Origin of the sequence: Shewanella indica (genome assembly GCF_033842865.1) — a bacterium.
GTDB lineage: Bacteria > Pseudomonadota > Gammaproteobacteria > Enterobacterales > Shewanellaceae > Shewanella > Shewanella indica.
This window is the reverse complement of record NZ_JAWXXR010000001.1, coordinates 3,145,662-3,172,393: the sequence shown is the minus strand read 5'-3', so window position 1 is coordinate 3,172,393 and position 26,732 is coordinate 3,145,662. Positions and strand designations below refer to the sequence as shown.

Genomic DNA, 26,732 nt, shown 5'->3' with positions numbered 1-26,732 from the left:
CTCTTTACTCTGCCTTATCCGGCGCTACCGCCAAAACCGCTCGCGCAGACAACCATGCATGGCAGCCCAACATGGCCAAGAGTGAAACCAGCAAGGCCGGGACCACAGGGTGAATATGAAATGGTAAAGGCAAGGCCTGCCATTGCAGCATTCCATAACTCAGCAATCCGGAAATCATCGCGGCAAATACGGCGTTGCCAGTCAATGAAGGCCAGAATACCGCCGCTAAAATTGGCCAGAGAAACACCGCCTGCAGCGCACCGAAAGCCGCCAGATTGAGCCAGACTATCATGGCCGGAGGCTCCAGCGCCCAGTAGCAGGCGAGCGCAGCAATCATCAACATGGCAATGCGACTCAAACGCAGCTGGCTTTGCGCCGAGGTTTGTGGCCTGACTTTAACCCAGGCATCCCGCACCAGACTGACCGCCGCCTGCAGCAACATAGAGTCCACCGACGACATCACGGCGGCAATGGGCGCCGCCAGCAGCACCCCGGCCAAAAGTGGCGAAAACAGTCCGGAGATCAAAGTTGGCATGATCTCATCCGGTACTTGCAAATCGGGATAAAGCGCCCGCCCCATCAATCCAATGAGATGCGGTAACAGTGTCATCAAGACACTGATAAGGGTGCCCCAAATAATACCTTTCTTGAGCGCCTGGGTATTTTTAACCGCCAGCAAACGCACCACAGTATGTGGCAACCCAAGCGTGCCAAAACAGATAAGCACCCAAAACGACAGCATCATGGGCCAGCCCAGTTGTCCTTCATTGCCGTGGGGTTGCAACAATGCCGGGTCTTCACTGGCCACCTTGGACATCAACTCTGTCATCCCCCCATGGCCAAGCAAGGTGAAAAACAGCAGCAATAGCCCCAGCAGCATCACTATCCCCTGAAAGGCATCAGTGATGGTCACCGCCCGAAAACCTCCGCTCAGGGTGTAAGCCAGCACAGTCACCACAAACAGAGCCAGCCCCAAGCTGTAGTCGATACCGCTGACGCCGGCAAACAACCTGGCGCCACCGATAAACTGCACCGTAATCATGGCGACAAATCCAAGCACCAAGGAGCCCAGCGCCAACATGCTGACTCCTTTATGCTCAAAGCGAGCATCCAACCACTCAATCAAAGTGGCGTAAGGCGCCTTGGCCGCGAGAATTTTCGGCCCCAACACTCCCAGGGTCAGCATGGCAACCGGCACCTGGATCAAGGCAAGCCATACCCAGCCCAAACCTATCTTGTAAGCGGCGCCCGGACCACCGATAAAAGAGCTGGCGCTGGTATAGGTGGCCACCAGCGTCAAGGCCAACATGGGGCCATTGAGAAAACGGCCACCGATAAAAAAGCGCGCCGCCTTATCCTGATAGAGGCTGGCCTTGTCTTGTCTGGCGGCAATAAAGCGGGTCAACACCAGGCTGAGCAACAGATAAACCAATACGGGGATAAGGGTGGTCACTCTTTATGCCCTCCCCGGCCAAACAGGTAGAAGAGCCCCAGAATGAAACATAATGGAGTCAGAATACAGGACAGCCAAAACCACAAAGGCAGGCCGTAATAATCAGCTTGTGCTCCCCAGATCCCTATATCGGTCAACAGGGGCCCAAGAGCCCAAAACAGGGCATAAATCAGGGTAAGTATGATGGCCAGACGTGCCATGGATGGCATAACGGCCTCCTTGGATAGCTCCTTGAAATGGAGCGTGACAGCAAAAGAAAGCCTTGATTCTAATCAACTCTTCCCTCGAGTGCCAAGGCATGACGCAAGTTACGCTTTGGTTGTTGGATAAAGTTACCACCCGGTTACCTGATGATATTCCGTTAACTTTTTGACTGCATGCCTAATGAACCATGACAGGACTCACAGCCCTGAGCCTGCTCCCAGGCGGGTCACAACAGCCCAAAAATCAAGACCCGAATCAAGTTTTGATATGGGTTTGTGAGGCCACAGGCATAAGCCTTTACTGAAATAAACTGGCGCCAGCTCCCCCCGCGTCGACGCAATGACATACAATTGTTAACCTGCTCGCAAAATTTAGCTTTTCCCTATGGGTAAAGGCCGATATCAGATGCCGACAGCACGGCTCTGTGTTAATATTTTTATGGTAAATTGGTAAGACCAATTTTAAGGTTCAATACATGTAAGGCGATTCTTTACACAGTTCCTCAGAGGTCACTAAAACCTCATCAAGGCTCTGTAAGTCAAAGAAGGCGAGGATTGCGACAACACGGGAAAGGTCAACATTTCTGTTTGCAGCCATTCACCGCGAGCAAGAGCACAGACTGGACTTTTATAACGTGTTACAAGCTTATACTTGAACCAAACACCAATTAAAAGCACAAACCTTGGTAGATGACACTGGAAGATAACTCGAATTTCGGTGAATTATTTCAAGGAAATTTTAGACAAAAAAGAGTAGCAAAACGTAGTTTAATTTCATAATTTAGATTAATAAGCGGTTAAATTGATCTAAATCACGTAATTTAATTACACCTTGCTTATAGTTGATGAACTCGATGGCTCGCAGCCATCACTATAGATAAGCGATAAATGAACTTTATAACCTAAACCGGTGGCCAGCCACCAAATGAGCGAAAGAAGGCAACTATGAACAACAGTCCTAGCCCATTTGATGCATCAACCCCTGCCAATACTGCGCAGAAGGTCGAGGATGCGGCCGTCGTCAAAATCGGCCGTGATACCCAGTCGACCTTGTTGCTGGCCATGACTGCGGGGGTGTTTATTGGCCTCGCGTTTATCTTCTATGTCGTCGCCACTGCCGGCGGCAGCGCCCTTCCCTACGGTCTCAACAAACTCATCGGCGGTCTGTGCTTCAGCCTGGGCCTGATGTTGGTGGTGGTACTGGGCGGCGAACTTTTCACCTCAACAGTATTAACCATTACTGCCAGAGCCAGCAAACGGGTCACCACCAAAGCCTTACTGCGTAACTGGGGGCTGGTCTATCTGGGCAACTTTATCGGCGCCATGCTACTGGTAGGCCTGATGATCACCGCCAAACACTATGATGCCGGCCACGGTTTAATAGGCCTAGGTTATATGAAAACCGCCCAGGCGAAACTGCACCATGACTTTACCCAGGCTATCGCCCTCGGGATCATGTGTAACATCATGGTGTGTCTGGCGGTATGGATGGCCTATGCCGGTCGCTCGGTCACTGACAAGCTGCTGGCCGTGGTGCTACCGGTTGCTATGTTTGTCGCCGCGGGCTTTGAGCACTGCATCGCCAACATGTTCCTTATTCCTATGGCCATTATCAGCAAAAATATGGCTGGCACTGAATTCTGGACAAGCGCCGGGGTCAGCCCCGAGCAGTTTGCCGATCTCACATGGAGCCAATTCGTGTTCCATAATCTGGTTCCCGTCACTCTGGGTAATATCGTGGGGGGAGCTTTATTTGTAGGGTTGACTTACTGGTTTGTGTATCGCCGTCCTTTGCTGGCCAAGCAAGGCAGCGAAACCAGCAAGTAACTTTATCTCAACTAGAAGGTATGAGTACTATGACCGAGAAAACTGAGCTGTTTGCAAGCGCATGGGAAGGCTTTGTTCCCGGCGATTGGAAGACCGAAGTCAATGTACGTGACTTTATCCAGAAGAACTACACCCCCTATGAAGGTGATGAGTCTTTCCTGGCTGGCCCCACCACTGCGACCACAGCCCTGTGGGACAAAGTCATGGAAGGCATCAAGCAGGAAAACCGCACCCACGCTCCGGTCGACTTTGATACAGACAAAGTCTCTACCATAGATTCCCATGATGCCGGCTACATCAATCAAGAACTGGAAACCATTGTTGGTTTGCAGACTGATGCGCCACTCAAACGCGCCATGCTGCCCAACGGTGGTATCCGCATGGTTGAAGGCTCCTGCGCCGCCTATGATCGCGAGTTGGATCCTGAAATCAAATATGTCTACTCCGAACTGCGTAAGACCCACAACCAGGGCGTGTTCGATGTTTACACTCCGGAAATCCTCGCTTGCCGTAAGTCAGGTGTACTGACAGGTTTGCCCGATGCCTACGGTCGTGGCCGTATCATTGGTGACTACCGCCGCGTAGCCCTCTACGGTATCGACTACCTGATGAAAGACAAGGTTGCCCAGTTCACTTCACTGCAGGCTCAAATGGAAGCCGGTGAAGATCTGAGCAACGTTATCCAGTTACGTGAAGAGATTGCCGAGCAGCACAGAGCGCTGGGCAAGATGAAAAAGATGGCAGCCAAATACGGTTATGACATCTCCGGCCCTGCCAAGAATGCCAAAGAAGCCATCCAGTGGACCTACTTCGGTTATCTGGCTGCGGTGAAGAGCCAAAACGGCGCCGCCATGTCTCTGGGCCGTACTTCAACCTTCATCGACGTTTATATCGAACGCGATCTGAAAAACGGCGTGCTCACCGAAGAGCAGGCTCAGGAAATGATCGACCATTTCGTGATGAAGCTGCGTATGGTGCGCTTCCTGCGTACTCCTGAATACGATGAGCTGTTCTCCGGCGACCCAATCTGGGCTACCGAATCTATCGGTGGTATGGGTCTGGACGGTCGTCCACTGGTGAGCAAGACCAGCTTCCGCTTCCTGCACACCCTGTACAACATGGGCCCAAGCCCAGAGCCAAACATCACTGTGCTTTGGTCCGAGCAGCTGCCTCAGCCATTCAAAAAATACTGCGCCAAAGTGTCTATCGACACCAGCTCTATCCAGTATGAAAACGATGACCTGATGCGCCCTGACTTCGAGTCCGATGACTACGCCATCGCCTGCTGCGTGAGCCCCATGGTTGTCGGCAAACACATGCAGTTCTTTGGTGCCCGTGCCAACCTGGCCAAGACCATGCTGTACGCCATCAACGGCGGTGTGGATGAAAAGCTGAAAATTCAGGTCGCTCCCAAGGCAGATCCTATCACAGACGAAGTGCTCAACTATGATGACGTCATGAGTCGCCTCGACGGTCTGATGGACTGGTTGGCAACTCAGTATGTCACTGCGCTGAACACCATCCACTACATGCACGACAAGTACTCCTACGAAGCCGCGCTGATGGCGCTGCATGACAGAGACGTACGTCGCACCATGGCCTGTGGTATCGCCGGTCTGTCTATTGCTGCCGACTCCCTGTCTGCCATCAAGTATGCCAAGGTGAAACCGGTTCGCGATGAAAACGGTATTGCCGTAGACTTCGAAATCGAGGGTGATTATCCCAAGTTCGGTAACAACGACGCCCGTGTTGATGACATCGCCTGCATGCTGGTCGAAGGCTTTATGGCCAAAATTCGTGACAAAAAGATGTACCGCAACGCCATCCCAACCCAGTCAATCCTGACCATTACTTCCAACGTGGTGTATGGTAAGAAGACAGGTAACACTCCGGATGGTCGCCGCGCTGGTGCACCATTTGCCCCGGGAGCCAACCCAATGCACGGCCGTGACGAAAAAGGCGCTATCGCTTCACTGACCTCAGTGGCCAAGCTGCCCTTCGCTCACGCTCAGGACGGTATCTCTTACACCTTCTCCATTGTGCCCAATGCACTGGGTAAAGATGAAGATGCCCGCCGCACCAACCTGGCCGCGCTGATGGACGGATACTTCGCCCACAAGCCAGGTCATGAAGGTGGTCAGCACCTGAACGTCAACGTGATGAACCGTGAAATGCTGGAAGATGCTGTCGTCAACCCTGACAAGTATCCACAGCTGACCATACGCGTTTCAGGCTACGCAGTGCGCTTCAACTCACTGACCCCTGAGCAGCAGCAAGACGTGATTACCCGTACTTTCACCAAAGCACTGTAATTCACGTTTGAAACCAGGCTGCAGCGGCCGCCGCTGCAGCCATTCCAAGGAGAGCACATGACAGTAAAAGGACGGATCCACTCGGTGGAATCCTTTGGCACAGTAGATGGTCCCGGCATTCGCTTTATCGCCTTTATGCAGGGTTGCCTGATGCGCTGTAAATACTGTCACAATCGCGACACCTGGGATCTGGATGGCGGCAAGGAAGTGACGGTCGAGGAGCTGATGGAACAGATAGTCAGCTACCGACCTTTTTTGGAAGCCAGCGGTGGTGGCGTGACCGCCAGCGGTGGTGAAGCCGTGTTACAGGCAGAATTCGTTGCCGAGCTATTCAAAGCCTGTAAGGCCGAAGGCATACACACCTGTCTGGATACCAACGGCTTTGTTCGTAAGTACACAGAAGTAATTGACCAGTTGCTGGATAACACAGATCTGGTGCTGCTGGACATCAAACAGATGGATGATGCCAAGCACATAGATCTCACCAAGGTCAGTAATCAGCGAACATTGCAGTTTGCCGAATATCTGGCACAACGAGGCCAGAAAACCTGGATCCGTTACGTGGTTGTCGGTGGCTATACAGACGATGAAGCCTCGGCCGAAAAACTGGCAGAGTTCATCAAGCCAATGACCAATGTGGAAAAAGTAGAGTTGCTGCCCTACCACGAACTGGGCAAACACAAGTGGGAAGCTATGGGTGAGCACTATGAACTCGACGGCGTGTCGCCACCGAATCGCGAAACCATGGAGCGAATAAAGGCTATATTTATTCAGAAAGGGATCAACGCCGACTACTGATTCAGAGCTCTTCCCAAAATCCGGCGTCGAGACGTTCAAAGGCCAATTTGAGGATCTGCGCCATATCCATATAGCAGGCCTTGGCCCCTAAAGGGCGGCTGCTTACCCCAAGCCCGGAAAGCTTGGCATTGAGTTGATTACCCCAATCGAGCAAGGACAGCGGCAAGGGATGGCGAGCACGCCAACCCAGCCACAGATAGCCCTGCAAAGGCAGGCTGAGAAAGAACAGAAAGATAGCAATGGCCTGGGGCAGATAGTCCCAACCATAGAAATAGAGTGGCGCGGCAGCCGATAGCATGGCCAACACAGGCATCAATTGCAACGCCAACTGAGTGGCACGAATAACGCGAAACTCAGGAAAAAAGAAACCCAGTTGTCTGACCATGGGCCAGGTCTTCATATAACGATGACCTTCCCTCACGGTTTTGAGAAAGTTAAGGCTCAATCAAGGCACCTGAAAACAAGCATAATATTGCTTTTACCTTAGCACAGTTCCCTATTCGGCCCCAACAACGGCTTGACGGCAGGAACACAGTGAAACAGGTTACAGGCGAGTCCAGTTCACCCGTAACTCATTAATTAAAAACGGCGAAAGGTTTTTAACATGTCTAAAAAACTGGTATTGGTTCTAAATTGCGGCAGCTCTTCTTTGAAATTTGCAGTCATGGATGCACTCACGGGCGATGATCAGATCTCAGGTCTGGCCGAGTGCTTTGGTCTGGAAAACTCCCGCATCAAATGGAAACACAATGGCGAAAAGCATGAAGCCGCACTGGGCGCATTTACCGCGCACCGTGAAGCCGTGGAGTTTATTGTAAACCAGATTTTGGCTCCCCTGCCTGAACTGGCGTCACAGATCCTGGCGGTGGGTCACCGTATCGTGCACGGCGGCGAAAAATTCACCCGCTCGGTTATCATTGACGATCAGGTGATTAAAGGTATCGAAGACTGTGCCTCACTGGCACCGCTGCACAACCCGGCGCACCTGATAGGTATTCGCGCCGCCATGGCCTCGTTCCCAAGCCTGCCTCAGGTTGCCGTGTTTGACACCGCCTTCCACCAAAGTATGCCTGAGCACGCCTTTGTCTACGCCTTGCCCTATAAACTTTACCGTGAACACGGCATTCGTCGTTACGGTATGCACGGCACCAGCCATCTGTTTGTCAGCCGCGAAGCGGCCAAGGTGCTGGGTAAAGAGCTGGCTGATACCAATGTGATCTGTGCTCACCTGGGCAACGGCGCTTCGGTTACGGCAGTTAAAGGTGGCAAGAGCATGGATACTTCCATGGGGCTGACACCACTGGAAGGCTTGGTGATGGGAACCCGCTGCGGCGATATCGACCCCTCCATCATCTATCACTTGGTACACCAGTTGGGCTACACCCTGGAAGAGGTCAACAACCTGCTGAACAAGCAAAGTGGCCTTTTGGGGATCAGCGAACTGACCAATGATTGCCGTGGTATCGAAGAAGGATATGCCGAAGGTCACAAAGGTGCGACACTGGCACTGGAAATCTTCTGCTATCGTCTGGCAAAATACATCGCCTCCTACACTGTGCCATTGGGCCGTCTGGATGCCGTGGTCTTTACCGGCGGCATAGGTGAAAACTCCGACATTATCCGCAAGAAAGTGCTGGAACTACTGTCCATCTTCAACTTCCAGGTCGATGATGAACGCAACCTGGCCGCCCGCTTCGGCAATGGCGGAATTATCACTAAAGATGAAGGCACTCTGGCCATGGTCATTCCCACCAATGAAGAGTGGGTCATCGCCGAAGACGCTATTAGTTTGATAGAAGAATAATATGACCAATCAGCCGCCGGGTTAACCTGGCGGCTTTCATGTTTTTGACTTTACAAGATTCACCGGAAAACCATCGACTCCGAAGAGGTTTTTATGTCCCGTAACATTATGTTGATCCCCATAGGCACAGGCGTCGGCCTGACGTCTATCAGCCTGGGGATGGTTCGCGCATTGGAACGCCACGGCGTTAAAGTGCAATTCTTTAAACCCATTTCCCAGTTGCGCCCGCAGGACCACGGCCCTGAGCGTTCAACCACCATCCTCAGCAAATCCCCTACGGTCAACCCGCTTGAACCGTTTGAGATGATCCACGCCGAAGCGCTGATCCGTGCCGATCAGACAGATGTGCTGATGGAGCAAATCATCGCCCGCGCCAGTGAAATTGCCGACAACACTGAAACCCTGATCATCGAAGGCCTGGTGCACACCCGTAGCCATCCGTTTGCCGATGATGTCAATTATGCCATTGCCAAGGCGCTCGACGCCGATGTGATCTTTGTGGCAACCCCAGGCAACGACAGCCCGACCGGACTGATGAACCGCCTCGAAATCGCCTTTAATTCCTGGGGTGGCAACAAGAACAAACGCCTTATCGGTGCCATCATCAACAAGATTGGTGCGCCGGTGGACGACGAAGGCCGTGCCCGTCCGGATCTGTCTGAAGTATTCGACCATCAGGGTGTTCAGCGCAGCGATACTGCCGGTATGTTCCAGTTGCCGGGCAAGAGCCCACTGAGGATCCTCGGCAGCGTGCCTTATAACCTGGATCTGGTGTCCCCCAGGGCCTCTGATTTAGCCAAGCACCTGCGCGCCCGCATCATCAATGCCGGTGAGATGAACACTCGCCGTTTGCGCAAGGTAACCTTCTGTGCCCGCTCGATTCCCAACATGGTGCAGCACATCAAGACAGACTCGCTGCTGGTCACCTCTGGCGATCGCTCCGATGTTATCGTTTCTGCCTGTCTGGCGGCGATGAACGGCGTCAAAATTGGTGCCTTGCTGCTGAGCGGCGGTTATGAACCTGAGCCCGAGATCATGGCCTTGTGTGAACAGGCCTTTGAAACCGGCCTGCCTGTGTTCCTTATCGACACCAATACCTGGCAGACCTCACTCAATATTCAACGCTTTGACCACGAAGTCCCTGTGGACGATGCAGTGCGTATTGAACTGGTACAGGAATACGTTGCCGGTCATATCGATCAGAGCTGGATAGAAAGCGTCACCGAAAACTCGCCTCGCGAGCACCGCCTGTCGCCACCGGCTTTCCGCTACAAGCTTACCGAGCTGGCCCGCGCAGCGCACAAGACAGTGGTACTGCCTGAAGGCGATGAGCCGCGCACCATCAAAGCCGCCGCCATCTGCGCCGAGCGTGGCATTGCCCGCTGCGTACTGCTTGGCAAACGCGATGAAATTCTGCGTATCGCAGCCCAGCAGGACGTTATTCTGGGAGAAGGTGTCGAGATTATCGATCCCGATGAAGTGCGTGATCGCTATGTCGAACCTATGCTGGATCTTCGCCGTCACAAGGGCCTGACCGAAGTAGTTGCCCGTGAACAGTTGGAAGACAACATGGTGCTGGGCACCATGATGCTGGCCCAGAATGAAGTGGATGGTATCGTTTCCGGTGCGGTCAACACCACAGCCAACACCATTCGTCCACCACTGCAACTGATTAAGACAGCGCCAGGCTCCAGTCTGGTCTCTTCCATCTTCTTCATGCTGATGCCGGATCAAGTGCTGGTATATGGTGACTGCGCCATCAACCCGGATCCCAATGCCGAGCAGTTGGCCGATATCGCCATCCAATCGGCCGAGTCGGCCAAAGCCTTCGGCATTGAGCCCAGAGTGGCGATGATCAGCTATTCTACCGGTGACTCAGGTACAGGCTCGGATGTGGATAAGGTGCGTGAAGCCACCCGGATTGCCAAAGAGAAGCGTCCGGATCTGGTGATTGACGGCCCACTGCAATACGACGCTGCGGTAATGCCCAACGTGGCTCGCTCCAAGGCGCCGGACAGCCCGGTTGCCGGTAAGGCGACTGTGTTTGTGTTCCCGGATCTCAACACGGGTAACACCACTTATAAGGCCGTTCAACGAAGCGCCGATCTGATCAGCATAGGTCCTATGCTGCAAGGTATGCGTAAGCCGGTGAACGATCTGTCCCGCGGCGCCCTGGTGGATGATATTGTTTACACCATCGCCCTGACCGCCATTCAGGCCACCCAGAACGATTAACGGCCTATAGCCAATTCAAAAGCGTCTGCTACTGCAGGCGCTTTTTTTTGGTTCATCGCGGCTCTCCGGGGAATGCCACTCTGACAGTCAGAAAGAAGTATTTGATATCCGGTAGCCACACCCTATCCGCTTCAGCAGTTTGATTTTGTTATTTAAACGGTATTATGGACTGACTGCGGCTTTTATCAGCAAATGCTGTACAAATTCGACGCAAAGGATCATTTACGCCAGGGATGATTAAGTCAGAAATAAGTAATCAGGGAAGAAATTGATAGGGGAAAACGCCAAGCGTCAAAAATTGACCAGCGACAATTTAACGACGATATCAATCGCTTAGGAAGTATCTATCGAGTCTTCAACACACTTGTCCACAGATTCTGTGGATAAGAATCTTTATACTACCCTTTCTATATGCCACAGGATCGCCGATCCCGTCAAGCCCGAGGCAGCGGCTTGCGATAAATGCTAAAAAAAACGATACTGTTTGGCACCAATCACCAGGGTCAACACTATGAGATATCTGCTTTTTCTTTGTCTGCTCGGCCTATTTGGCTGCAATGATGACCCGAGTCAAGCCACCATAGATACCCCAGAGCAAGTCGCCCTGGGATTCTTTCAGGCCATCTACGTAGATAAGGATGTCGAGAAGGCGAGCCTGTATGTCGACGACCCTATGAAGGAGGTGCTGAAAAGTTACTATATCGCCGCCTCTGTGCAGCGCCATATGCTCAATCTACAGATGACAGATGTCACCCTGGAGATTGAGGAGATAGATATCGACTTCTTTCGCAAATTCACCGATGACGTGACTGTCGTGGTCAAATTTACCGGTCGTACAGGTGGTCGTCCCTGGGTCGATGACAGAACCATTCGCCTGCATAAACGGGGCCGGGCCTGGGTGATAGTGGAAATTATCCCGGAGACCGGCAAGATCAACTCAGGTTCCCTGTAATAATTGTGCACTGACCCACGCAAGGGCCGAAGAGGTTTATCCCTCAAAGCCCGCCGTGCTAAACTCACAGGCAATTTTCACTCAGTCTGATTACTATGAAACAACTGCTGGATTTCCTGCCGCTGGTCATCTTCTTCGCCGTTTATAAGTTTTACGATATCTATGTCGCCAGTGGCGCCCTGATAGCCGCAACGGCGCTGCAACTCGTGGTGACCTATCTCTTGTACCGCAAGCTTGAGAAAATGCATCTCATCACCTTTGCCATGGTGGCCGTATTCGGCACCCTGACTCTGGTGTTTCACGACGATACCTTTATCAAATGGAAAGTCACCATAGTCTATGCCCTGTTCGCCTTGGGTCTGGGTGTCAGCCAATTGCTGAATAAGCCTGTACTCAAGGGCATGCTGGGGCAAGAACTCAAGGTCGCCGACAAGATATGGGCCCAAGTCACCTGGTACTGGGTCAGTTTCTTTATTGTCTGCGGCATTATCAATATCTATGTCGCCTTCAGTCTGAGTCAGGAAACCTGGGTCAACTTCAAGGTCTTTGGCCTGACCGCAGTGACGCTGCTGAACACCATAGCAACCGTGGTTTATCTCTTTAAACACATCCCCGAAGAGCAACGCAAGGAACTCAAATAATGTGGTATATGATCTCATCCCAAGATGTTGAAAACAGCCTGGAAAAACGTCTTGCCGCTCGTCCGGCCCATCTGCAACGCCTGCAACTGCTGGCCGATGAAGGACGATTGATGCTGGCCGGCCCACATCCCGCCGTGGACAGTGAAAACCCGGGGGACGCAGGATTCAGCGGCTCTTTGGTGGTGGCCGAGTTTGAATCGCTGGAAGCCGCCCAGGCCTGGGCCAATGCCGATCCTTATGTTGCCGCCGGCGTTTATCTGAGTGTTATCGTTAAACCCTTCAAACGAGTGCTGCCCTGATGAAAATCGTTTCCTTCAACATCAACGGATTGAGAGCCCGTCTGCATCAGCTGCAACAGTTGATAGACAGCCACCAACCGGACATCATAGGGCTGCAGGAAACCAAGGTGCACGACGAGGCCTTCCCTCTGGCCGAAGTGGAAGCCATGGGTTATCAGGTACATTTCCACGGTGGCAAGGCCCACTATGGTGTGGCTCTGTTATCCAAACAGGCCCCCATTGAGGTTCAAAAAGGCTTTCCCACCGACGATGAAGATGCCCAGCGCCGGCTTATCGCCGGCAAGTTCATCCAGGACAACGGCCGTGTACTGACAGTGATCAACGGCTACTTCCCCCAGGGGGAGAATATCAATCACGAAACCAAGTACCCGGCCAAGCGTAAGTTTTATGCCGATCTGATGCAGTATCTGCAAAACTCATTCAGCCCGGATCAGGATATTGCCATCATAGGAGATATCAATATCTCGCCGCTGGATCTGGATATCGGCATCGGCGACGCCAATGCCAAACGTTGGCTGAAGACGGGTAAATGCAGCTTCCAGCCGGAAGAGCGTGAATGGTTGCAAACCCTGCTGGATTGGGGTTTGGTGGATACCTTCCGCCAGTTGCACCCGCAGCGCAGCGAACGCTACTCCTGGTTTGATTATCGCAGCCGTGGCTTTGATGATAACCGCGGCCTGCGTATCGATGTGATCCTGGCAACCGAGTCGCTGGCAAGCCGCTTGAGTGAGGCCGACGTGGATTACGCGCTTCGCGGCATCGACAAGCCCTCGGATCACGCGCCTATCTGGAGCTGTTTTCGCTGACCTGGTTGTGAGCGCTGATGGCGCTGCTGATGCTGACCACAGCGAGCGGCGCGCTTGAGGCAAAAAACAAAGCTCAGGAAACGCTATAACGCAAAACGCCGACATCTGATGGTGCCGGCGTTTTTTTATGGCGCTACTGTCTACCCGTTTAACTGGTTTTATATTGTGCCAACAGCCGGGTCAGTGAGGCAGAAGCCTGGGCCAGTTTTTGACTCAGCTCTATCGCCCTTTCGCTGGCCTGGCGCATCTGATCCGAGTGGCTGCGGATATCGCCAAGCTGCGAGCTGATCTCCCGGGCCGACACGCTTTGCTCTTCGGCCGAGGCTGCGATTTGGCTGCTGCGATCAAACACCGCATCCACTGAGCCACGCATCCCCTCAACATCCGTACCCACCTGAATGATCGCCTGGCGGCTTTCATCGGCCTGCGACACTATCGCCTCAGTCAGCTGAGACAAATTGCGGCTGCCCGCCTGTAAACCCTCTATCATACGTTGAATTTCCACTGTCGCTTCCTGGGTTCGTCCCGCCAGGGTCCGCACCTCGTCGGCAACCACAGCAAAGCCGCGCCCCTGTTCACCGGCTCTGGCCGCCTCAATAGCGGCATTGAGCGCCAGCAGATTGGTCTGCTCGGAAATGCCATCAATAGTGGTCACCACAGCGCCAATCTCGGTAGCCTCCCGCGACAGTTGCGATACCGAAGAGAACGCCTCGGCAATCCGGCTCGACAACTCACCTATGCTGGCAACCGTTTCTGCTATATGTCTGGCACCCAGGCCCATCTGAGAGGCATTGTCCCGGGTCTGGGAAGAGGTTTCGGCGGCGTTGTGGGACACTTCGGTAATGGCATTGCTCATCTGCTCCATCGCCGTGGCCACAGTATCGAGAAACTGCCACTGAATTTTGCCCATCTCATCACCGGCAGCGGCTTGCTCGGCAAATTCGGAAGCCGCCATCGACAAGGTTTCAGCATTACTGCTGATGGCGGTGACCATTTCGCTCATGTTATCGGCGCAGCGGTCAATCTCGCGGGCTATCAGGCTGAAATCATCTGTACCGAAGAAATTGAGCCTAAAGCTCAAATCGCCGTCAGCCAGGCGTTTGATCGCCATATACATATCCCAGAGTCCGCCGCCGAGAGAGGTGGAGATCCAATAGCTGAGTTGAAACAGCGGCAACAGCCCGACAAAGGCCCACAGCAGCAACCAGTTCGCCCTGCTGAGCATCTCTTGCTCTTGCAGTGTTAAGCTGTCACCGAGCCAGTAGTTACCATCATGGCTACTGAGCATAACTTTGATCTCAGCGCGCGGTTCATTACGGCTAAGACCTTGCTGCTGTAGCCAAAGATCGCGCCCCTGCTTGGGCGCCAACTGGAGCAGGGTCTCGGCTTTGGCTTGTAAACGCGCCTCAGCGCCCTGGGTTACACTGGCATCCAACTGCCACCAGTTAGCCAGTGCGATAGCGACGGTTATGGCGCTAACCAGCGAACACACAAGCCAGAATTTACCGTTGAGACTGAACTTAATCAGCATGGCATCAACTTTTCTAAACTGGATCTGCTTCATCAGTGCTCCTCAGCGCGAAGCTAAAAGCCGGGACAGGATCCTGGCAATATAATCTATTACTCCACCGCCCTTTCGACCGGCAGAGGTTTTGTTTGAGTTTGACGACTGCGACTGGTTTGGCAATAGCCCATGAGGTCGGTCAAGCGACTCATGGCATAACCGAATACGGCGCCAATCAGCAGGGGCGGCATAATAGCTGTAATATCCGCCGACATGGCAAAGGTGATGCAACAACCAATAAAGGCACCGGGAATAAAGTTAAGTTTACCGAAACAGGCCTGCAGGCACATGGCACTGGTGGCTATACCTGTGAAGATCCAGCCAAATACCGGCGAGACAAAGAAGCTACTACCACTGATGATAAGCCAAGCCCAGAATACTCCCGATGTATTGGTGCACCAGGCCTGAAGCAGACCGGCGAAACCACTGCGTCCTTGAGCAAAGAAAGTACTGCATCCTAGAAACCCTATCCAGGTGATCAGCCCAAAGGTGTCGGCAACCCCACACCAGACAGTGGCCAAGAGACCGGCAGATATTGCTGCATGCCAACGCTGTTGCATAGGAGTATCTCCACAAAATGTAAACATTGGTTAAATTACCCCGATTTTGATAACAAAAACCGGACCTACACCAAAAAAGGGCTTATTAATGCCGAGATCCGGCTCACTTTGCAAACGTTTGGTAGTAAAAAAACAATAATGGAGTGAATTTCAGCCAAGTAAAGAATCCACCTTCTGAAGAAGGTGGCTTTGTATATGCCCCCTCAAAGGGGGCGTTGTTTACTCCAGCGTTAACTGAGTTTGCTCCTGCTTTTCTTCTTTCTCTTGATGCCGGACATAACGCCTTATTATCTCTTCATTTATTCCAACCGTATCGACAAAGTATCCTCGCTGCCAAAAATGGTTACCCCACATTTTGTTCTTCCTCAAGTATGGATATTTACTAAATAGTTTTAGTGCTATTTTGCCTTTGAGCGCTCCCATCAGTCTTGATATCGATAACTTTGGCGGAACTTTTATAACTAAATGAACATGGTCTACCTGAACATTTAACTCTACTACTTTGCACCCAAGTTACTCACTGTAAACGTGAATACAGCGGTAAACCTCCTTACCTACTTTGTTTTTGAGAATCCTAAAACGGTACTTTGGAGTCCAAACTATATGATATTGACATCGCCAATACACATGCGATGCTTGCTCGTATCTACTCATGCTTTTTGTCCTTTGACTTCGCTAAAAATCAAAAGAGCAATTAGCATGGGTAGCCTTTACAGGCCAAGCCTAAATTGATGATAACCACCTACTGAAGTAGGTGGTTTAGGGGCTGAAAATAAAAACCCGGGCATGCCCGGGTCTGTTGCGACTGGAATGCCTCAATCGGCCAGTAGCTGATCGGCAACAAAGGGGTTATTACGCCTTTCTTCACCAAAGCTCGACATTGGGCCGTGGCCGGGAATGAAATTGACCTGCTCGCCCAAAGGCCAGAGTTTGTAACGAATGGAGTCAATCAGCTGCTGATAGTTGGAGCCGGGAAAGTCAGTACGGCCTATAGAGCCACGGAAAAGGACATCTCCCACCCAGGCCAGGTTCTCTTCGCGGTCAAAGAAGATCACATGCCCGGGTGTATGCCCCGGACAGTGAAACACCTGCAATGCCTGCTCGCCCAAGATAACCTCTTCGCCATCTTCCAGATAGCGGTCAGCCTCGAAGGCGGCGCAGGCCGGGAAACCAAAGTTCTGGCTTTGGCGTGGCAGGTTCTCCAGCCAAAATTTATCGTCGATATGCGGGCCAATAATCTGCACGTCACATTCGGTGGCCAAAGCCTTGGCGGCACCAACATGATCTATGTGGCCGTGAGTCAAAAGAATATATTGCAACTGCAGGCCGTGCTGCGCCAGGGCATCCATGATGCGCTCATGGTTACCACCTGGATCTATCACAGCGGCTTTGCCACTCTTCTCACACCAGATGAGGCTGCAATTCTGCTGGAAAGGGGTCACTGGGATGATCTGGTATTTCATTACACACACTCGCAGGCTGTTATCGTTCCATGATCGATAGATCGTCTCGGTGCATGATCCATCAACCCTGCAACAGAAAAATTGATCCCGGGCAGGAAAGCGCCAGATAGGCGGCTTTTCTGGCGCCGGTTTGCAGCGCAGGGATTTTTGTATACAATTTTGAGCCATCCACTGTCAAGCCCAAGGCCCTACATGATAACAGACAGCCGTCTTGCTGGCATCCTGAGCCGCAAACACTTCTTCTCTCTGCCACTGGATTATCAGCATCCCACCGGGGAACAACTGCAAATTTTTGCCCGGGAGCTTATCGGCACCCAAGATAACGCCGCGACCCTGCCACTCTTGGTGTTCTTTCAGGGTGGCCCTGGCTTTGGTGCCGCCCGCCCCCTTGCCAATGGTGGCTGGATTAAAAGAGCACTCAAGGAGTATAGGGTACTCTTGTTGGATCAGCGCGGTACTGGTCTTTCAAGTCCGGTCAGCTTCAAGACGCTGGACGGCATGACGCCTGACGAGCAGGCCGAGTATCTGAGCCATTTTCGCGCCGACAATATCATCCGCGATGCCGAGGCGATTCGGGCACAACTTAGTCCTGATACTCCCTGGAGCATTCTTGGTCAGAGTTTCGGTGGTTTTTGCGTACTCAGATACTTGAGCGCCGCACCGCAAGGACTCAAGGAAGCCTATATTACCGGCGGTATCCCTTCCCTTGAGCGCCCCGCAGCCGAAGTTTACCGGGCAACTTATCAGCGCTTGCTGGCCAAAAACCAGGACTTCTTTGCCCGCTTCAAGGATGCCAAAGCCCTATTGGTCGAGCTCAGAGACTTTATCAATAACCATGATGCGCGCCTGGCTACAGGAGAGCGGCTGACCCAGGAAATGCTGCAACTTTTGGGGGTCAACTTAGGCATGGAGCAAGGGCCGGAGGCCGTCTACTATCTGCTGGAGCAAGCCTTGATAGATACCCCAAGTGGCAAGGCACTGAATCCTCTGTTTGAGGCGCAGTTCTGCCAAATGCTGGATTACAATACCAACCCACTGTTTGCCATCATGCACGAGTCCATCTACTGCCAGCAGCAAGCCGCCAACTGGGCTGCCCACAGGGTGCGGGCCGAATATCCGGCTTTTGCCCCGGACGCCAAAGAGCTGCTTTTCAGTGGTGAGATGATTTATCCCTGGATGTTCGAACAGTTTGCCAACCTCAAGCCGCTGAAAGCCTGCGCCGAATTGCTGGCCGCCAAAGCCGATTGGCCCTCACTCTATGACCCTAACATTCTCGCCAACAACCGCGTACCTGTCGCCGCTGCCATCTACAGCGAAGATATGTATGTCGAGCAGGCCTACAGCCTGGAAACCGCCGCCAAGGTGGGCAACCTCAAGTATTGGTTGACCTCCGAGTATGAGCACAATGGCATACGCATGGATGGTGAGCGGATCTTGGATAAGCTTATCGCCCTCAATCGTGGCCAGGCACTCAGGTGATTTCAGCTTAGGTTAATTTACAAAGCGCACACTGAACTTGGTTCCACATCCATTGACGCTTTGCTTAAACGCTTGTTTTGGTGTCGTCCCGGTCTGCTCTTTTGGCAGACCTTTTTTATCCAAAAAAAACCGCAGCCTTGGCTGCGGTGGAAAAAACGGACGGGGTCCAATCCAAAAATACAGGGAGACTCGAACCGCCGACTTAGCGCTTCATTGCTGGATAAGTGAACTCATGGCACTGATTGCAATAAACCTTGCTCTCTTTGTGCTCCTGATGGCAGTAAGTACATGGCAAGTCCGTGCCATAGTGCAGGCTGTCATGGGGGTTGGGTTCAACATCATGACCGGCGTTGGCCGGACGTGCAGTCTGCTTGGCAACATCTTCAGGAGTACCGTGGCAGGCTTCACAGGCTGTCGCATCGGGAATGGTCTTGCGCTTGGCATCACCATGGCAGGCGGCGCAATCAATACGACCATTCTCAGTCGTCATGACTTCTTTATGGTAGTCCTTGATCTTCATGGCGTTGGCCGCTCCAGGCAGCATCAAGGCGCAGGCTACAAGAACAGTGGATATCATCTTCAACATCTTGGGCTTCCTGTTGCGGGGCAGTGACCTGCCCCGCTCTTCTATCAGTAGTTGGCAATAAAGTCGTGTGACGCCTGAATATCAGGAGTGAAAGGACGATCCTTGCTTACGAAAGGCACTTTCTGACGATAAGCTTCATACATGGCGCCTGTGGCTTTACCCTGCTTCAAGCTCTTATCGTGCATCTTGCGCAGATCAACAGCTTGAGTAGAGTGCAGCAGCTCCAGACCATAGATGGTGTTGGTGTTATCAACAATCTGAACCAGATTGTCAGAAGCCAGTTTCAGGTTGGTGAAAGTGTCTTCGATATTACCGGCAATCTGAACACCATCGAATGAAACCGGGCTAGCCAGTTGCTTGTTACGTACCTGCATGTCAACGAAGGCTTTCTGGATAGCACCGAAAGCATGACCATTATTTTCCGGACCGGCCAGGAAGCGGCTCAGACGGGTAAAGTGAGCATCAGACAGGTGGATAGTACGCATCACGCTGTTGTGAGACACGTGAGTCAAAGCAGTGCTCAGGTTCTGTACTGCCAGGGCGACAGGCAGAGGCTCGAAGTTGGTGGTTGGGAACACACCGCCCTTGCCTTCAACCATGTACTTGGCAACCTGAGGGAATTGGCTGTAGTCCTTGGAGGCACCCAGTACTACGGCTGGGTTATCGTCTGAGTGGTTGATCTGGATATCGATCACTTCGCCCAGATCCACCAGGGCTTTCTTGGCGCTGGCCAGAGTATAGGCTGTGGTACGGTAGCTCAGAGGATCCTGCAGCGGACGCTCATCATTCAGTTGCCACAGATAGCTGCCATCCAGCTGCGCCAGAATATCCTTGGTGGTGGCCTGAATATATGGGAAAGGACGGATGTCATTGGTTTGTGGCAGGAAAGGCGCCACGTTACCGTTCAAACCTTCAAGGCTCAAACCGAATACGGTTGGAGACACTTCCAGCAGATGCTTGGCATCCTGATAGCCCTTCATTGCATAGGCTACAGCCACTGCGTTGTTGGACAGGATAGACAGGGCATCTTTACCCATAGGCTCCAGCAAAGGAACACCGGCATCAGCCATGGCTTCACGGCTGCTTACGCGCTTGCCCTTGTAGAACACTTCCCACTCACCAATCATCGCCAGACCGACGTGAGAGGCCAGCAGGATGTCGGCTTCACCCACAGTACCCTGTGAAGGAATGACAGGAGTAATACCCTTGTTCAGGTAGGCTTCGTAAAGGTCGGCAACCACAGGCTGAACCCCGGTTTGACCGGCCAAAATGGTGTTCAGACGCACGGCCAGAGCCACACGGGTCAGACGTACAGGCATTGGCTCGCCAACACCGGCACTGTGAGCGCGCAATGTGCTGTAGTTGAAGCTGCGGGAAGCATCCATAACAGCGGCACTCAGTTTACCGTTGGCATCAAACAGCTTGTGGTCTTTGTTCAGGCCCACACCTACAGTCAGACCATAAACCGGCTTACCCAGACGCGCAGCTTCCATCAACAGCTCGTGCGCCTTAACCAGTTTGGTACGGGCCTGAGAGGCTACTTTGACTTTGGCGCCATCGGCAATGGCCCAGGCTTGTTCCTGAGTCATATGCTTGCCATCCAGAACCACTTGTTCCATTGCCAGAGCACTGCCTGACATCAGGCCCAGCGTCAGCGACGCCAGCATTAGAGATTTGTTCATCATCTTACTCCTTATTATTGAATTTGTTACGCTTGTTTCAGTGCGACCGGCTTGGCAGCAGCACAATTACGGCCGGCGTTACGGCCAGTAACAATACCTTCAGCCACGGCGCAAGCACCTAGACGGCTGGCACCGTGAATACCGCCGGTGGATTCGCCGGCCGCATACAAGCCTGCAATCGGCTGGTTACTGACCAGATGCAGAACTTCAGAATTGGTATTAACCTTGACACCACCCATGCAGTAGTGAACTTTCGGCCACATACGCACTGCGTACCATGGGCCCTTGTCCAACACTATGGCTTCCTGCATTGGTCGACCAAACTCTTTGTCATCACCGCTCTTGACCGCTTCGTTCCAACGGGCCACCTGCGCCTTGAGCTTGTCGGCCGGCATACCATAAGCCTTGGCCAGCTCATCCAAGGTATCGGCCTTGGTGATCACCTTGTACTTGATGCCCCAATCCAAAGTTTGGGCATTCTTGGCGCCTTCGGCATTGGTAAAGCCAATGGGATACACAGGGTTGTTGTGCTCATCTCTGCGGGTCATGATGGCATCGGCACGCGCCTTACGGTCGGCCAACTCATTAAAGAAACGCTCACCGGTGCGCACATCCACTACTATGCCGTGAGGATAAGTGGCAATGGTGTTGAACTGGGATGCAGTTCCAAAACCTTTCTCATCGGGTGATGCCCACGGACCCAATTGGATTTGATCCAGATGGATAGGGTTGGCACCCAGAAGCATCATCTGCTTCAGTGCTTCAGATGTGGCACCCGGATGGTTGGTTGAGTCCAGGTCATTGTTCAGCTCAGGCAGCTGCATCATGCGATATTCGATATCCCGACCAAAGCCGCCGGTCGCCATGATCACCCCTTTGCGGGCACCTATGGTGCGTATCTTACCTGTCCGCTCCCTTGGGAAATAATAACCTTCACGAACCTCGACCCCGATCACGCGGCCTTCATCATCTCGGATAAAAGATTCGAGCTTGGTTTGATTTTTCATGATCACGCCTTTGGCGCGGGCAGCCTTGACCAGCGGACGTATGATACCGGCGCCGGAGCTCTCAACTGTCTGCAGTACCCGCTGCACACTGTGACCACCGAAATGCTGTACGAAAGGCTTCCACTTGACGCCATAATCTATCAGCCACTGGCAAGATTCCGCCGTGCCGTTACATACCAGCTTGAGCATCTCAACATCATTCATGCCTCGACCTGCGCGCAACATGTCGGCGACCATGGCATCAACTGAATCTTCAATACCGGCCTGCTTTTGCAACGGAGAACCGGCAACCGCCATGGCACCACCGTTAATGGTTGAGTTGCCGCCAAAAACAGGCATCTTGTCGATAACCATTACGCTGACGCCGGCTTCCCGGGCCTGCAGCGCCGCAGCCATACCGGCAAAGCCACTGCCGACTACCAATACGTCTACCAGTTCATCAAAGGATTCCGGCGCCTGTTCGCGGCACTGGGCCATGGCACCATTGCTGACAGCCATCCCCACCCCGGTCACTGCCAGAGCGGCGCCGCCTTTGAGCAACTGACGACGACTACTGTCTATTTTCTGTTTTTCTGTCATGTACTTATTTTCCTTTCATGCAGGGAAAGAACTTCAGTCAACCAGTTGCACCGGCCATGCCAACTAACCAAAAAGAGGTGCTCAGGGGGAGATTTATGATTACGGCCACAGAATCACGAAATATAAAGATCTACAATCACGAAACTTCGCGGTTTATTTGAAATATCAATGGAAAAACACTTTTATTACGAGTGTACCAGGCGGCTCTGCAGTAGCCTGCAGTTGGAAACCTCGCTTAAGCACTACTTCGACTATGTACGTGACTCAGTGCCACTCGACGGCCTATTCATTAACATTTATCGAAAAGAATTCAATGACATACAATTTATCGCCCAGGCAAGCGAAACGCAGGCAAGTACCCTCGATATCCAGGTATCCCTCCCTGAGGGACTGGCCAAAACACTGGAAGATCCCGATAGGCCCAGGGTGAGGATTGTTAACGACATTGATCATGATCCCGTGACATCCCAGGCTGCCCCTAAGGTGATCCCCGGGATCCGCTCACTGATCATTTTACGTATGTCGATGGAAGATACCCATTTGGGCATAGTAGGCTTTTACTCCAAGAGCGTCGGCACTTTCCGTCCCCGCCACGCAGATATGCTGGCGCCGCAGATGAGTACCTTTGCCCTGATCACCGCCCTCAATCTCAGAGGTCGTAATCTGCTGCTGGAAAATCAGGCGCTGGCAAAACAAAACGTTAGCCTCAAACGCACTCTTGATGTACAAAACGGTGTGGTCGGTGCCAATTCAGGGCTAAAGCAGGTGATGCAACAGGTGCAATCCATCGCCCACCTCAACACCACAGTATTGATGCTGGGGGAAACCGGTTGCGGTAAAGAAGTGATCGCCAACGCCATTCATGAACTCTCGGCCAGAGTCGGCAAACCCTTTGTCAAAGTCAACTGCGGCGCCATTCCTGAAACCCTGATCGACTCTGAGTTGTTCGGCTATGAAAAAGGCGCCTTTACCGGCGCCGAGTCGCGCAAGGCCGGTTACTTTGAACAAGCCAATGGCGGCACCATCTTCCTCGATGAGATTGGTGAACTGCCACTCTCGGCTCAGGTGAGATTGCTCAGGGTACTGCAAAACAGCACCATCACCAGGGTCGGCGGCCATGAACAGGTGCATTTGGATATCAGGGTGATTGCCGCGACTCACAGACACCTGCAAGCCATGGTGCATCAGGGGGATTTTCGCGAGGATCTCTGGTACCGACTGGCAGTATTCCCGATTGATATCCCTTCTCTGCGCCAACGAAGGACAGATATTCCGCTATTGGTGCAGCATTTCATTGAACAGCTGAGCGCCCGATTCCAGTTGCTCAAACTCCCCTGCATCCGCCCTGAGCAGTTGGCCATTCTCAGCCAGTACAATTGGCCCGGTAATGTCCGGGAGCTGATCAATGTGCTGGAGCGGGCCATCATTCAAAACCCGGCCGGACCACTGGACTTCAGTTTCCTGGCGCCGCAAACCGAAGCCGTGGCCACTGCCAGCGGCCAGACCATAGTGGTCGACCCCAGTCATGCGGGCAATCAACTGGTACCATTGGAAACCATGACCCGTAAATACATAGAGCACGCCCTTAAAGTGACCGGCGGCAAACTCTACGGCCCCGGCGGCGCTGCCGAGCTGTTGGATATCAACCCCAATACGCTGCGCAGCAAAATGAAAAAACTGGGAATTGTGTAATCGACAACTCAAAAATAATAAGGCCGAAAGTCATCTCTTTCGGCCTTATTGGTTTAATAGATCAAAATGCGTAATTGACGGCAACACTGTATTCCAAACCATCGTTGGGCGCAGTGCCCCAACTTTGGTAATGCGTCAACTGCAGTTTCAGGTTCAGATCTTTGACTAATGAACCGGAGATCGCTGCAAACAACTGATGCCCATAATCGTCGTCATAACCAAATACCGCCGCATGCTCGCGGTCACGCCCAAAAGCCGCAGTATAATCCAGGTTTAATTTCCAGCCCTTGGGAAACACTGGCAAGTCGTAATAACTGTTGCCATTGAGCACCACGCCGGATAACCCTGAGTAATCCCTGTCGGTCAGATTGGACTGGCTTACGCTATAGTGCCCCGCCAGCCCCAGATTAAAACGCAGCGAGCCGTAATCAAAATGCTGTTTTAATCCCAAATAGAAATTATCTTCGGTCAAATGTTTATGAGTACCGAGAAAATTTTGTAACCATAAGGCGGTACGCTCTTCATTAAGGCGATAATGCCAAATGGTCAAAGATTTAAATGCAACCCGTTTATCGGCGACGGCTTTAGCCGGGTTCTCCACCTTCAATAGTTGATAAAAGGTGTTATGTTCATCACGATTAAAATAGCTCAAAGCCACAAAAGGTTGGTTGAAAGCGCCGCGATTGTCGCTACGGGTATCCCCGGAAAACCCCAGGTAACCAATTTCCACACGAGTAGATGCCGCGGCGGCACCAGTCTCTCCCAATGCCAACAAGCTAAATAATGCCGTTAACCACAGACCTTTACTCACTGTCATAGTTTCGCTTGTTCTCCTTTCGAATCAAGGCAACAAAAGTGAAAAAAAGGCCACCCTAAGGTGGCCTGTGCAGGGAAATACTGGGAGCCCCTTAGAAGAAGTAACGGATACCTACCGCATAGTTGTTGTCCTGCAGATCTTCCCAGGACTTGTCATCCATGCTGCTGAAGTCAATCTTGGCTTCGGCATACATCACAGTGTCACGGCTGTAACGGTAGTGCAGACCCAGAACTGCAAATTGGCGGGTCCAGTCGCCTTGGATGGCGGTGTTGGCATCAGTATCCAGATCCTGATAGCTCAACAGGAATGAAGGAACAAAGCCGTTGTCATACTGGTAAGCAACGATGAATTCTCCACCGGTAGAATCGTACAGGTTGCCACCAACCAGTTCGTTTTGCTTGCTCTTGTGAGCGTTGAAGCCAACGTACAGACCATCTGCTTCGCGGCCTGGAGCATACTGGTAGAAGCTGCCGTACTGGGCACCGATACCGACGATCTGGTTGGTATCATCAACGGCGACACCGGCCAGGTTGCCTTCAAAGTCACCACGGTTGAAACCGGCCAACACCTTGAACTTATCGGTTACATAGTAAGTCACGCTGGCACCATAGCTGGAGTCAAAGCTCAGCTCAGAGCCATCATTGAGCGCCACGCCGTTTTCGTCAAACAGGGCAACATCGTCATTTTGCTTGGAAGCGTACTGCAGGGCGATATGCAATTTACCGAAGAAGGTGTTGCGATACTGGAAGGCAGCATCGGCGCGACCGGCACCAGTCAGGCCGCCGTCACCAAAGGTGTAGGCACCCACAGACCAACCAGTGAAGGCATCCAGGATATCTGTGGTATAAGCCACATCATAATATGCCCCCCACTGCTTACCGAAAGTCAGAGTCCCCCACTTGTCGTGAGCCATACCCACATAACCCAAGCGGTTGAACAAGAAGTCACTGTTCTTCTCGGCACGCATCTGACCACCGCCCTGGCCTTGGGTGTAGATCAGGCCGTCATCACTGGTCACCATGTTGATGCCCCACTCAGTGTGGGCAAAGGCGCGCCAGCCATTGCGTTCCTGACGATCAAAACGGAAACCTACGCGAGAGAAATTATCGATAACAGAGGTTTCATGACCATCATTGAAGGCAGCAAAACCCAGCCAGCCGATCATGTTTACACTGTTGGTCTGATCTTTATACAGCTCCACAGCCTGGGAAGCGCCACTCGCCAGCATAGCCGGGATCACAAGTGCCAGGATCTTCTTGTTCATATTCATTACCCTTTTATAAGTAAAACGCGTTTAATACGCTGATTTATTAGACATATTTATATGTGTTACTCGAGGGCTGCAGTTTGCGTGCCAGCTGTAAAAAAGCCAATTCCAGCCCCTGGTTTCCTGCGCTGGATCGACAAATCGTGAAATATCGTGATTGGAAAGCGTTAAATGCCGTGAGAAGAATTAAATATCGTTGTAACAAGCGAACTGTTTCTGCAGCAAAAGGAATGCATGCGTATCGACAAGGGCAGAATCAAATACCTTGATAACAAACATTAACAGATTGATTTTTAAACAATTATATTGAATTTAGTTAAAGTGTTTGCGAATATTTGATCTAGCAGGAACCGGTAAAAAGATTGATAAAACCGCCTGGAACAGAAAATAAAATTACTTTATTAAGATGTTGATTTTTTTAAAACTTTAAATACACTCAGGTGAGATTTGCAACCCAAGCCAACTCTATTGCATTATGGTGCAGTCAATAGCTGACACTTGGAGGGAATATGGAAAGCCTGCAACATCTGCCCGCCGAAATACTGTTGGGCATAGTCAATGAGAAACTGAGGCTAAGTTGCCCGGACAAAGATGCACTTTATTACGAGCTTGACCTGTCACCTACCCTGCTCGAGCATAAGCTCAGGGCGCTGGGATACGAGTACCATCCCCTGTCCAACCAATACCGACGCTTGAAATAACCGCC

General features: G+C 52.2%; 23 protein-coding genes and 1 pseudogene. 12 read left to right on the top strand and 12 right to left on the bottom strand.

Annotated features, from left to right (window positions below; genetic code table 11):
* Positions 1 to 4: 4 nt before the first annotated feature.
* Together panF and SIL79_RS14195 are read right to left on the bottom strand one after the other, a co-directional pair.
* On the bottom strand, positions 5 to 1,453 hold the full coding sequence (gene panF / locus SIL79_RS14200) for a sodium/pantothenate symporter (RefSeq protein WP_039032806.1): 1,449 nt from the start codon (positions 1,451 to 1,453) through the stop codon (positions 5 to 7).
* Positions 1,450 to 1,662 (bottom strand): DUF997 family protein, encoded by a 213-nt coding sequence (locus SIL79_RS14195; RefSeq protein ID WP_039032805.1) that lies wholly within the window; start codon positions 1,660 to 1,662, stop codon positions 1,450 to 1,452. Before SIL79_RS14195 ends, panF begins: the two co-directional genes overlap by 4 nt.
* A 939-nt stretch (positions 1,663 to 2,601) precedes the next feature.
* Here SIL79_RS14195 and focA point away from each other — a divergent pair.
* The 3 genes from focA to pflA are packed head-to-tail and all read left to right on the top strand — an operon-like array spanning position 2,602 to position 6,593.
* Positions 2,602 to 3,483 (top strand): formate transporter FocA, encoded by an 882-nt coding sequence (gene focA / locus SIL79_RS14190; protein ID WP_039032804.1) that lies wholly within the window; start codon positions 2,602 to 2,604, stop codon positions 3,481 to 3,483.
* Between the two features lie 29 nt (positions 3,484 to 3,512).
* A complete protein-coding gene (gene pflB, locus SIL79_RS14185; protein WP_039032803.1) occupies positions 3,513 to 5,795 on the top strand; it encodes a formate C-acetyltransferase in 2,283 nt (760 codons plus the stop codon).
* Positions 5,796 to 5,852: 57 nt separating this feature from the next.
* On the top strand, positions 5,853 to 6,593 hold the full coding sequence (gene pflA, locus SIL79_RS14180) for a pyruvate formate lyase 1-activating protein (protein ID WP_039032802.1): 741 nt from the start codon (positions 5,853 to 5,855) through the stop codon (positions 6,591 to 6,593).
* 1 nt (position 6,594) lies between these two features.
* Here pflA and yfbV read toward each other — a convergent pair whose 3' ends face one another.
* Complete coding sequence (gene yfbV / locus SIL79_RS14175; RefSeq protein WP_028779375.1) at positions 6,595 to 7,038, bottom strand: terminus macrodomain insulation protein YfbV; 444 nt, start codon at positions 7,036 to 7,038, stop codon at positions 6,595 to 6,597.
* Between the two features lie 159 nt (positions 7,039 to 7,197).
* Between yfbV and ackA the strand changes: the two genes are divergently transcribed.
* From ackA to xthA, 6 genes are all read left to right on the top strand, one after another.
* Positions 7,198 to 8,397: an acetate kinase gene (gene ackA / locus SIL79_RS14170; protein ID WP_025011777.1), complete on the top strand. Its 1,200-nt coding sequence runs from the start codon at positions 7,198 to 7,200 to the stop codon at positions 8,395 to 8,397.
* A 93-nt stretch (positions 8,398 to 8,490) separates the two neighbouring features.
* Positions 8,491 to 10,632 carry a phosphate acetyltransferase gene (gene pta, locus SIL79_RS14165; protein ID WP_039032801.1) on the top strand — a complete coding sequence of 714 codons (2,142 nt, stop codon included), beginning with the start codon at positions 8,491 to 8,493 and terminating at the stop codon, positions 10,630 to 10,632.
* 511 nt (positions 10,633 to 11,143) lie between these two features.
* Entirely contained in the window at positions 11,144 to 11,584 is a 441-nt protein-coding gene (locus SIL79_RS14160; RefSeq protein WP_319619393.1) for a hypothetical protein, read from the top strand.
* A gap of 95 nt (positions 11,585 to 11,679) precedes the next feature.
* On the top strand, positions 11,680 to 12,225 hold the full coding sequence (locus tag SIL79_RS14155) for a septation protein A (protein ID WP_039032799.1): 546 nt from the start codon (positions 11,680 to 11,682) through the stop codon (positions 12,223 to 12,225).
* Positions 12,225 to 12,524: a YciI family protein gene (locus tag SIL79_RS14150; RefSeq protein ID WP_025011774.1), complete on the top strand. Its 300-nt coding sequence runs from the start codon at positions 12,225 to 12,227 to the stop codon at positions 12,522 to 12,524. The genes SIL79_RS14155 and SIL79_RS14150 overlap by 1 nt, the downstream gene beginning before the upstream one ends.
* On the top strand, positions 12,524 to 13,330 hold the full coding sequence (xthA, locus tag SIL79_RS14145; protein WP_025011773.1) for an exodeoxyribonuclease III: 807 nt from the start codon (positions 12,524 to 12,526) through the stop codon (positions 13,328 to 13,330). The genes SIL79_RS14150 and xthA overlap by 1 nt, the downstream gene beginning before the upstream one ends.
* Before the next feature lie 148 nt (positions 13,331 to 13,478).
* Here xthA and SIL79_RS14140 read toward each other — a convergent pair whose 3' ends face one another.
* The 4 genes and pseudogenes from SIL79_RS14140 to SIL79_RS14125 form a co-directional block, all read right to left on the bottom strand.
* Positions 13,479 to 14,894, bottom strand: coding sequence for a methyl-accepting chemotaxis protein (locus SIL79_RS14140; RefSeq protein ID WP_101094793.1), 1,416 nt, complete (start codon positions 14,892 to 14,894; stop codon positions 13,479 to 13,481).
* A 56-nt stretch (positions 14,895 to 14,950) separates the two neighbouring features.
* On the bottom strand, positions 14,951 to 15,454 hold the full coding sequence (locus SIL79_RS14135) for a DUF1097 domain-containing protein (protein ID WP_319619392.1): 504 nt from the start codon (positions 15,452 to 15,454) through the stop codon (positions 14,951 to 14,953).
* Positions 15,455 to 15,673: 219 nt separating this feature from the next.
* Positions 15,674 to 16,108 (bottom strand): annotated as a pseudogene (gene tnpA / locus SIL79_RS14130) (IS200/IS605 family transposase).
* A gap of 161 nt (positions 16,109 to 16,269) precedes the next feature.
* A complete protein-coding gene (locus SIL79_RS14125) occupies positions 16,270 to 16,917 on the bottom strand; it encodes an MBL fold metallo-hydrolase (protein WP_028781082.1) in 648 nt (215 codons plus the stop codon).
* Positions 16,918 to 17,109: 192 nt separating this feature from the next.
* Here SIL79_RS14125 and SIL79_RS14120 point away from each other — a divergent pair, with 192 nt between their 5' ends.
* Positions 17,110 to 18,396 (top strand): alpha/beta fold hydrolase, encoded by a 1,287-nt coding sequence (locus tag SIL79_RS14120; RefSeq protein WP_039032796.1) that lies wholly within the window; start codon positions 17,110 to 17,112, stop codon positions 18,394 to 18,396.
* 202 nt (positions 18,397 to 18,598) lie between these two features.
* Here the strand turns inward: SIL79_RS14120 and SIL79_RS14115 are convergent, their stop codons facing one another.
* The 3 genes from SIL79_RS14115 to SIL79_RS14105 are packed head-to-tail and all read right to left on the bottom strand — an operon-like array spanning position 18,599 to position 22,250.
* Positions 18,599 to 18,982: a cytochrome c3 family protein gene (locus SIL79_RS14115; protein ID WP_039032795.1), complete on the bottom strand. Its 384-nt coding sequence runs from the start codon at positions 18,980 to 18,982 to the stop codon at positions 18,599 to 18,601.
* Between the two features lie 44 nt (positions 18,983 to 19,026).
* The gene (locus tag SIL79_RS14110; protein WP_071475948.1) at positions 19,027 to 20,664 is read right to left on the bottom strand and encodes an HAL/PAL/TAL family ammonia-lyase; all 1,638 of its coding nucleotides are present in this window, start codon (positions 20,662 to 20,664) and stop codon (positions 19,027 to 19,029) included.
* A 26-nt stretch (positions 20,665 to 20,690) separates the two neighbouring features.
* Positions 20,691 to 22,250, bottom strand: coding sequence for a flavocytochrome c (locus SIL79_RS14105; protein WP_039032793.1), 1,560 nt, complete (start codon positions 22,248 to 22,250; stop codon positions 20,691 to 20,693).
* A 168-nt stretch (positions 22,251 to 22,418) separates the two neighbouring features.
* On the opposite strand from SIL79_RS14105, the gene SIL79_RS14100 reads away from it, so the two are divergent.
* Entirely contained in the window at positions 22,419 to 23,942 is a 1,524-nt protein-coding gene (locus SIL79_RS14100) for a sigma-54-dependent Fis family transcriptional regulator (RefSeq protein ID WP_071475949.1), read from the top strand.
* 61 nt (positions 23,943 to 24,003) lie between these two features.
* Here the strand turns inward: SIL79_RS14100 and SIL79_RS14095 are convergent, their stop codons facing one another.
* Together SIL79_RS14095 and SIL79_RS14090 are read right to left on the bottom strand one after the other, a co-directional pair.
* Entirely contained in the window at positions 24,004 to 24,759 is a 756-nt protein-coding gene (locus SIL79_RS14095) for a nucleoside-specific channel-forming Tsx family protein (RefSeq protein ID WP_039032791.1), read from the bottom strand.
* Between the two features lie 91 nt (positions 24,760 to 24,850).
* Entirely contained in the window at positions 24,851 to 26,023 is a 1,173-nt protein-coding gene (locus tag SIL79_RS14090; protein WP_039032790.1) for a porin, read from the bottom strand.
* Positions 26,024 to 26,535: 512 nt separating this feature from the next.
* On the opposite strand from SIL79_RS14090, the gene SIL79_RS14085 reads away from it, so the two are divergent.
* Positions 26,536 to 26,727: a DUF4250 domain-containing protein gene (locus tag SIL79_RS14085; RefSeq protein WP_162206273.1), complete on the top strand. Its 192-nt coding sequence runs from the start codon at positions 26,536 to 26,538 to the stop codon at positions 26,725 to 26,727.
* Positions 26,728 to 26,732: the final 5 nt, after the last annotated feature.

What these genes read in the sequence shown, in the direction of transcription:
- SIL79_RS14140 (WP_101094793.1), bottom strand. Translation starts at nt 14,894, where the DNA reads ATGAAGCAGATCCAGTTTAGAAAAGTTGATGCCATGCTGATTAAGTTC.
- SIL79_RS14110 (WP_071475948.1), bottom strand. Translation starts at nt 20,664, where the DNA reads ATGAACAAATCTCTAATGCTGGCGTCGCTGACGCTGGGCCTGATGTCA.
- SIL79_RS14100 (WP_071475949.1), top strand. Translation starts at nt 22,419, where the DNA reads ATGGAAAAACACTTTTATTACGAGTGTACCAGGCGGCTCTGCAGTAGC.
- SIL79_RS14195 (WP_039032805.1), bottom strand. Translation starts at nt 1,662, where the DNA reads ATGCCATCCATGGCACGTCTGGCCATCATACTTACCCTGATTTATGCC.
- SIL79_RS14115 (WP_039032795.1), bottom strand. Translation starts at nt 18,982, where the DNA reads ATGTTGAAGATGATATCCACTGTTCTTGTAGCCTGCGCCTTGATGCTG.
- pta (WP_039032801.1), top strand. Translation starts at nt 8,491, where the DNA reads ATGTCCCGTAACATTATGTTGATCCCCATAGGCACAGGCGTCGGCCTG.
- SIL79_RS14160 (WP_319619393.1), top strand. Translation starts at nt 11,144, where the DNA reads ATGAGATATCTGCTTTTTCTTTGTCTGCTCGGCCTATTTGGCTGCAAT.
- ackA (WP_025011777.1), top strand. Translation starts at nt 7,198, where the DNA reads ATGTCTAAAAAACTGGTATTGGTTCTAAATTGCGGCAGCTCTTCTTTG.
- SIL79_RS14095 (WP_039032791.1), bottom strand. Translation starts at nt 24,759, where the DNA reads ATGACAGTGAGTAAAGGTCTGTGGTTAACGGCATTATTTAGCTTGTTG.
- SIL79_RS14135 (WP_319619392.1), bottom strand. Translation starts at nt 15,454, where the DNA reads ATGCAACAGCGTTGGCATGCAGCAATATCTGCCGGTCTCTTGGCCACT.
- SIL79_RS14125 (WP_028781082.1), bottom strand. Translation starts at nt 16,917, where the DNA reads ATGAAATACCAGATCATCCCAGTGACCCCTTTCCAGCAGAATTGCAGC.
- SIL79_RS14085 (WP_162206273.1), top strand. Translation starts at nt 26,536, where the DNA reads ATGGAAAGCCTGCAACATCTGCCCGCCGAAATACTGTTGGGCATAGTC.
- pflB (WP_039032803.1), top strand. Translation starts at nt 3,513, where the DNA reads ATGACCGAGAAAACTGAGCTGTTTGCAAGCGCATGGGAAGGCTTTGTT.
- focA (WP_039032804.1), top strand. Translation starts at nt 2,602, where the DNA reads ATGAACAACAGTCCTAGCCCATTTGATGCATCAACCCCTGCCAATACT.
- xthA (WP_025011773.1), top strand. Translation starts at nt 12,524, where the DNA reads ATGAAAATCGTTTCCTTCAACATCAACGGATTGAGAGCCCGTCTGCAT.
- SIL79_RS14120 (WP_039032796.1), top strand. Translation starts at nt 17,110, where the DNA reads ATGATAACAGACAGCCGTCTTGCTGGCATCCTGAGCCGCAAACACTTC.
- pflA (WP_039032802.1), top strand. Translation starts at nt 5,853, where the DNA reads ATGACAGTAAAAGGACGGATCCACTCGGTGGAATCCTTTGGCACAGTA.
- SIL79_RS14105 (WP_039032793.1), bottom strand. Translation starts at nt 22,250, where the DNA reads ATGACAGAAAAACAGAAAATAGACAGTAGTCGTCGTCAGTTGCTCAAA.
- SIL79_RS14150 (WP_025011774.1), top strand. Translation starts at nt 12,225, where the DNA reads ATGTGGTATATGATCTCATCCCAAGATGTTGAAAACAGCCTGGAAAAA.
- SIL79_RS14090 (WP_039032790.1), bottom strand. Translation starts at nt 26,023, where the DNA reads ATGAACAAGAAGATCCTGGCACTTGTGATCCCGGCTATGCTGGCGAGT.
- SIL79_RS14155 (WP_039032799.1), top strand. Translation starts at nt 11,680, where the DNA reads ATGAAACAACTGCTGGATTTCCTGCCGCTGGTCATCTTCTTCGCCGTT.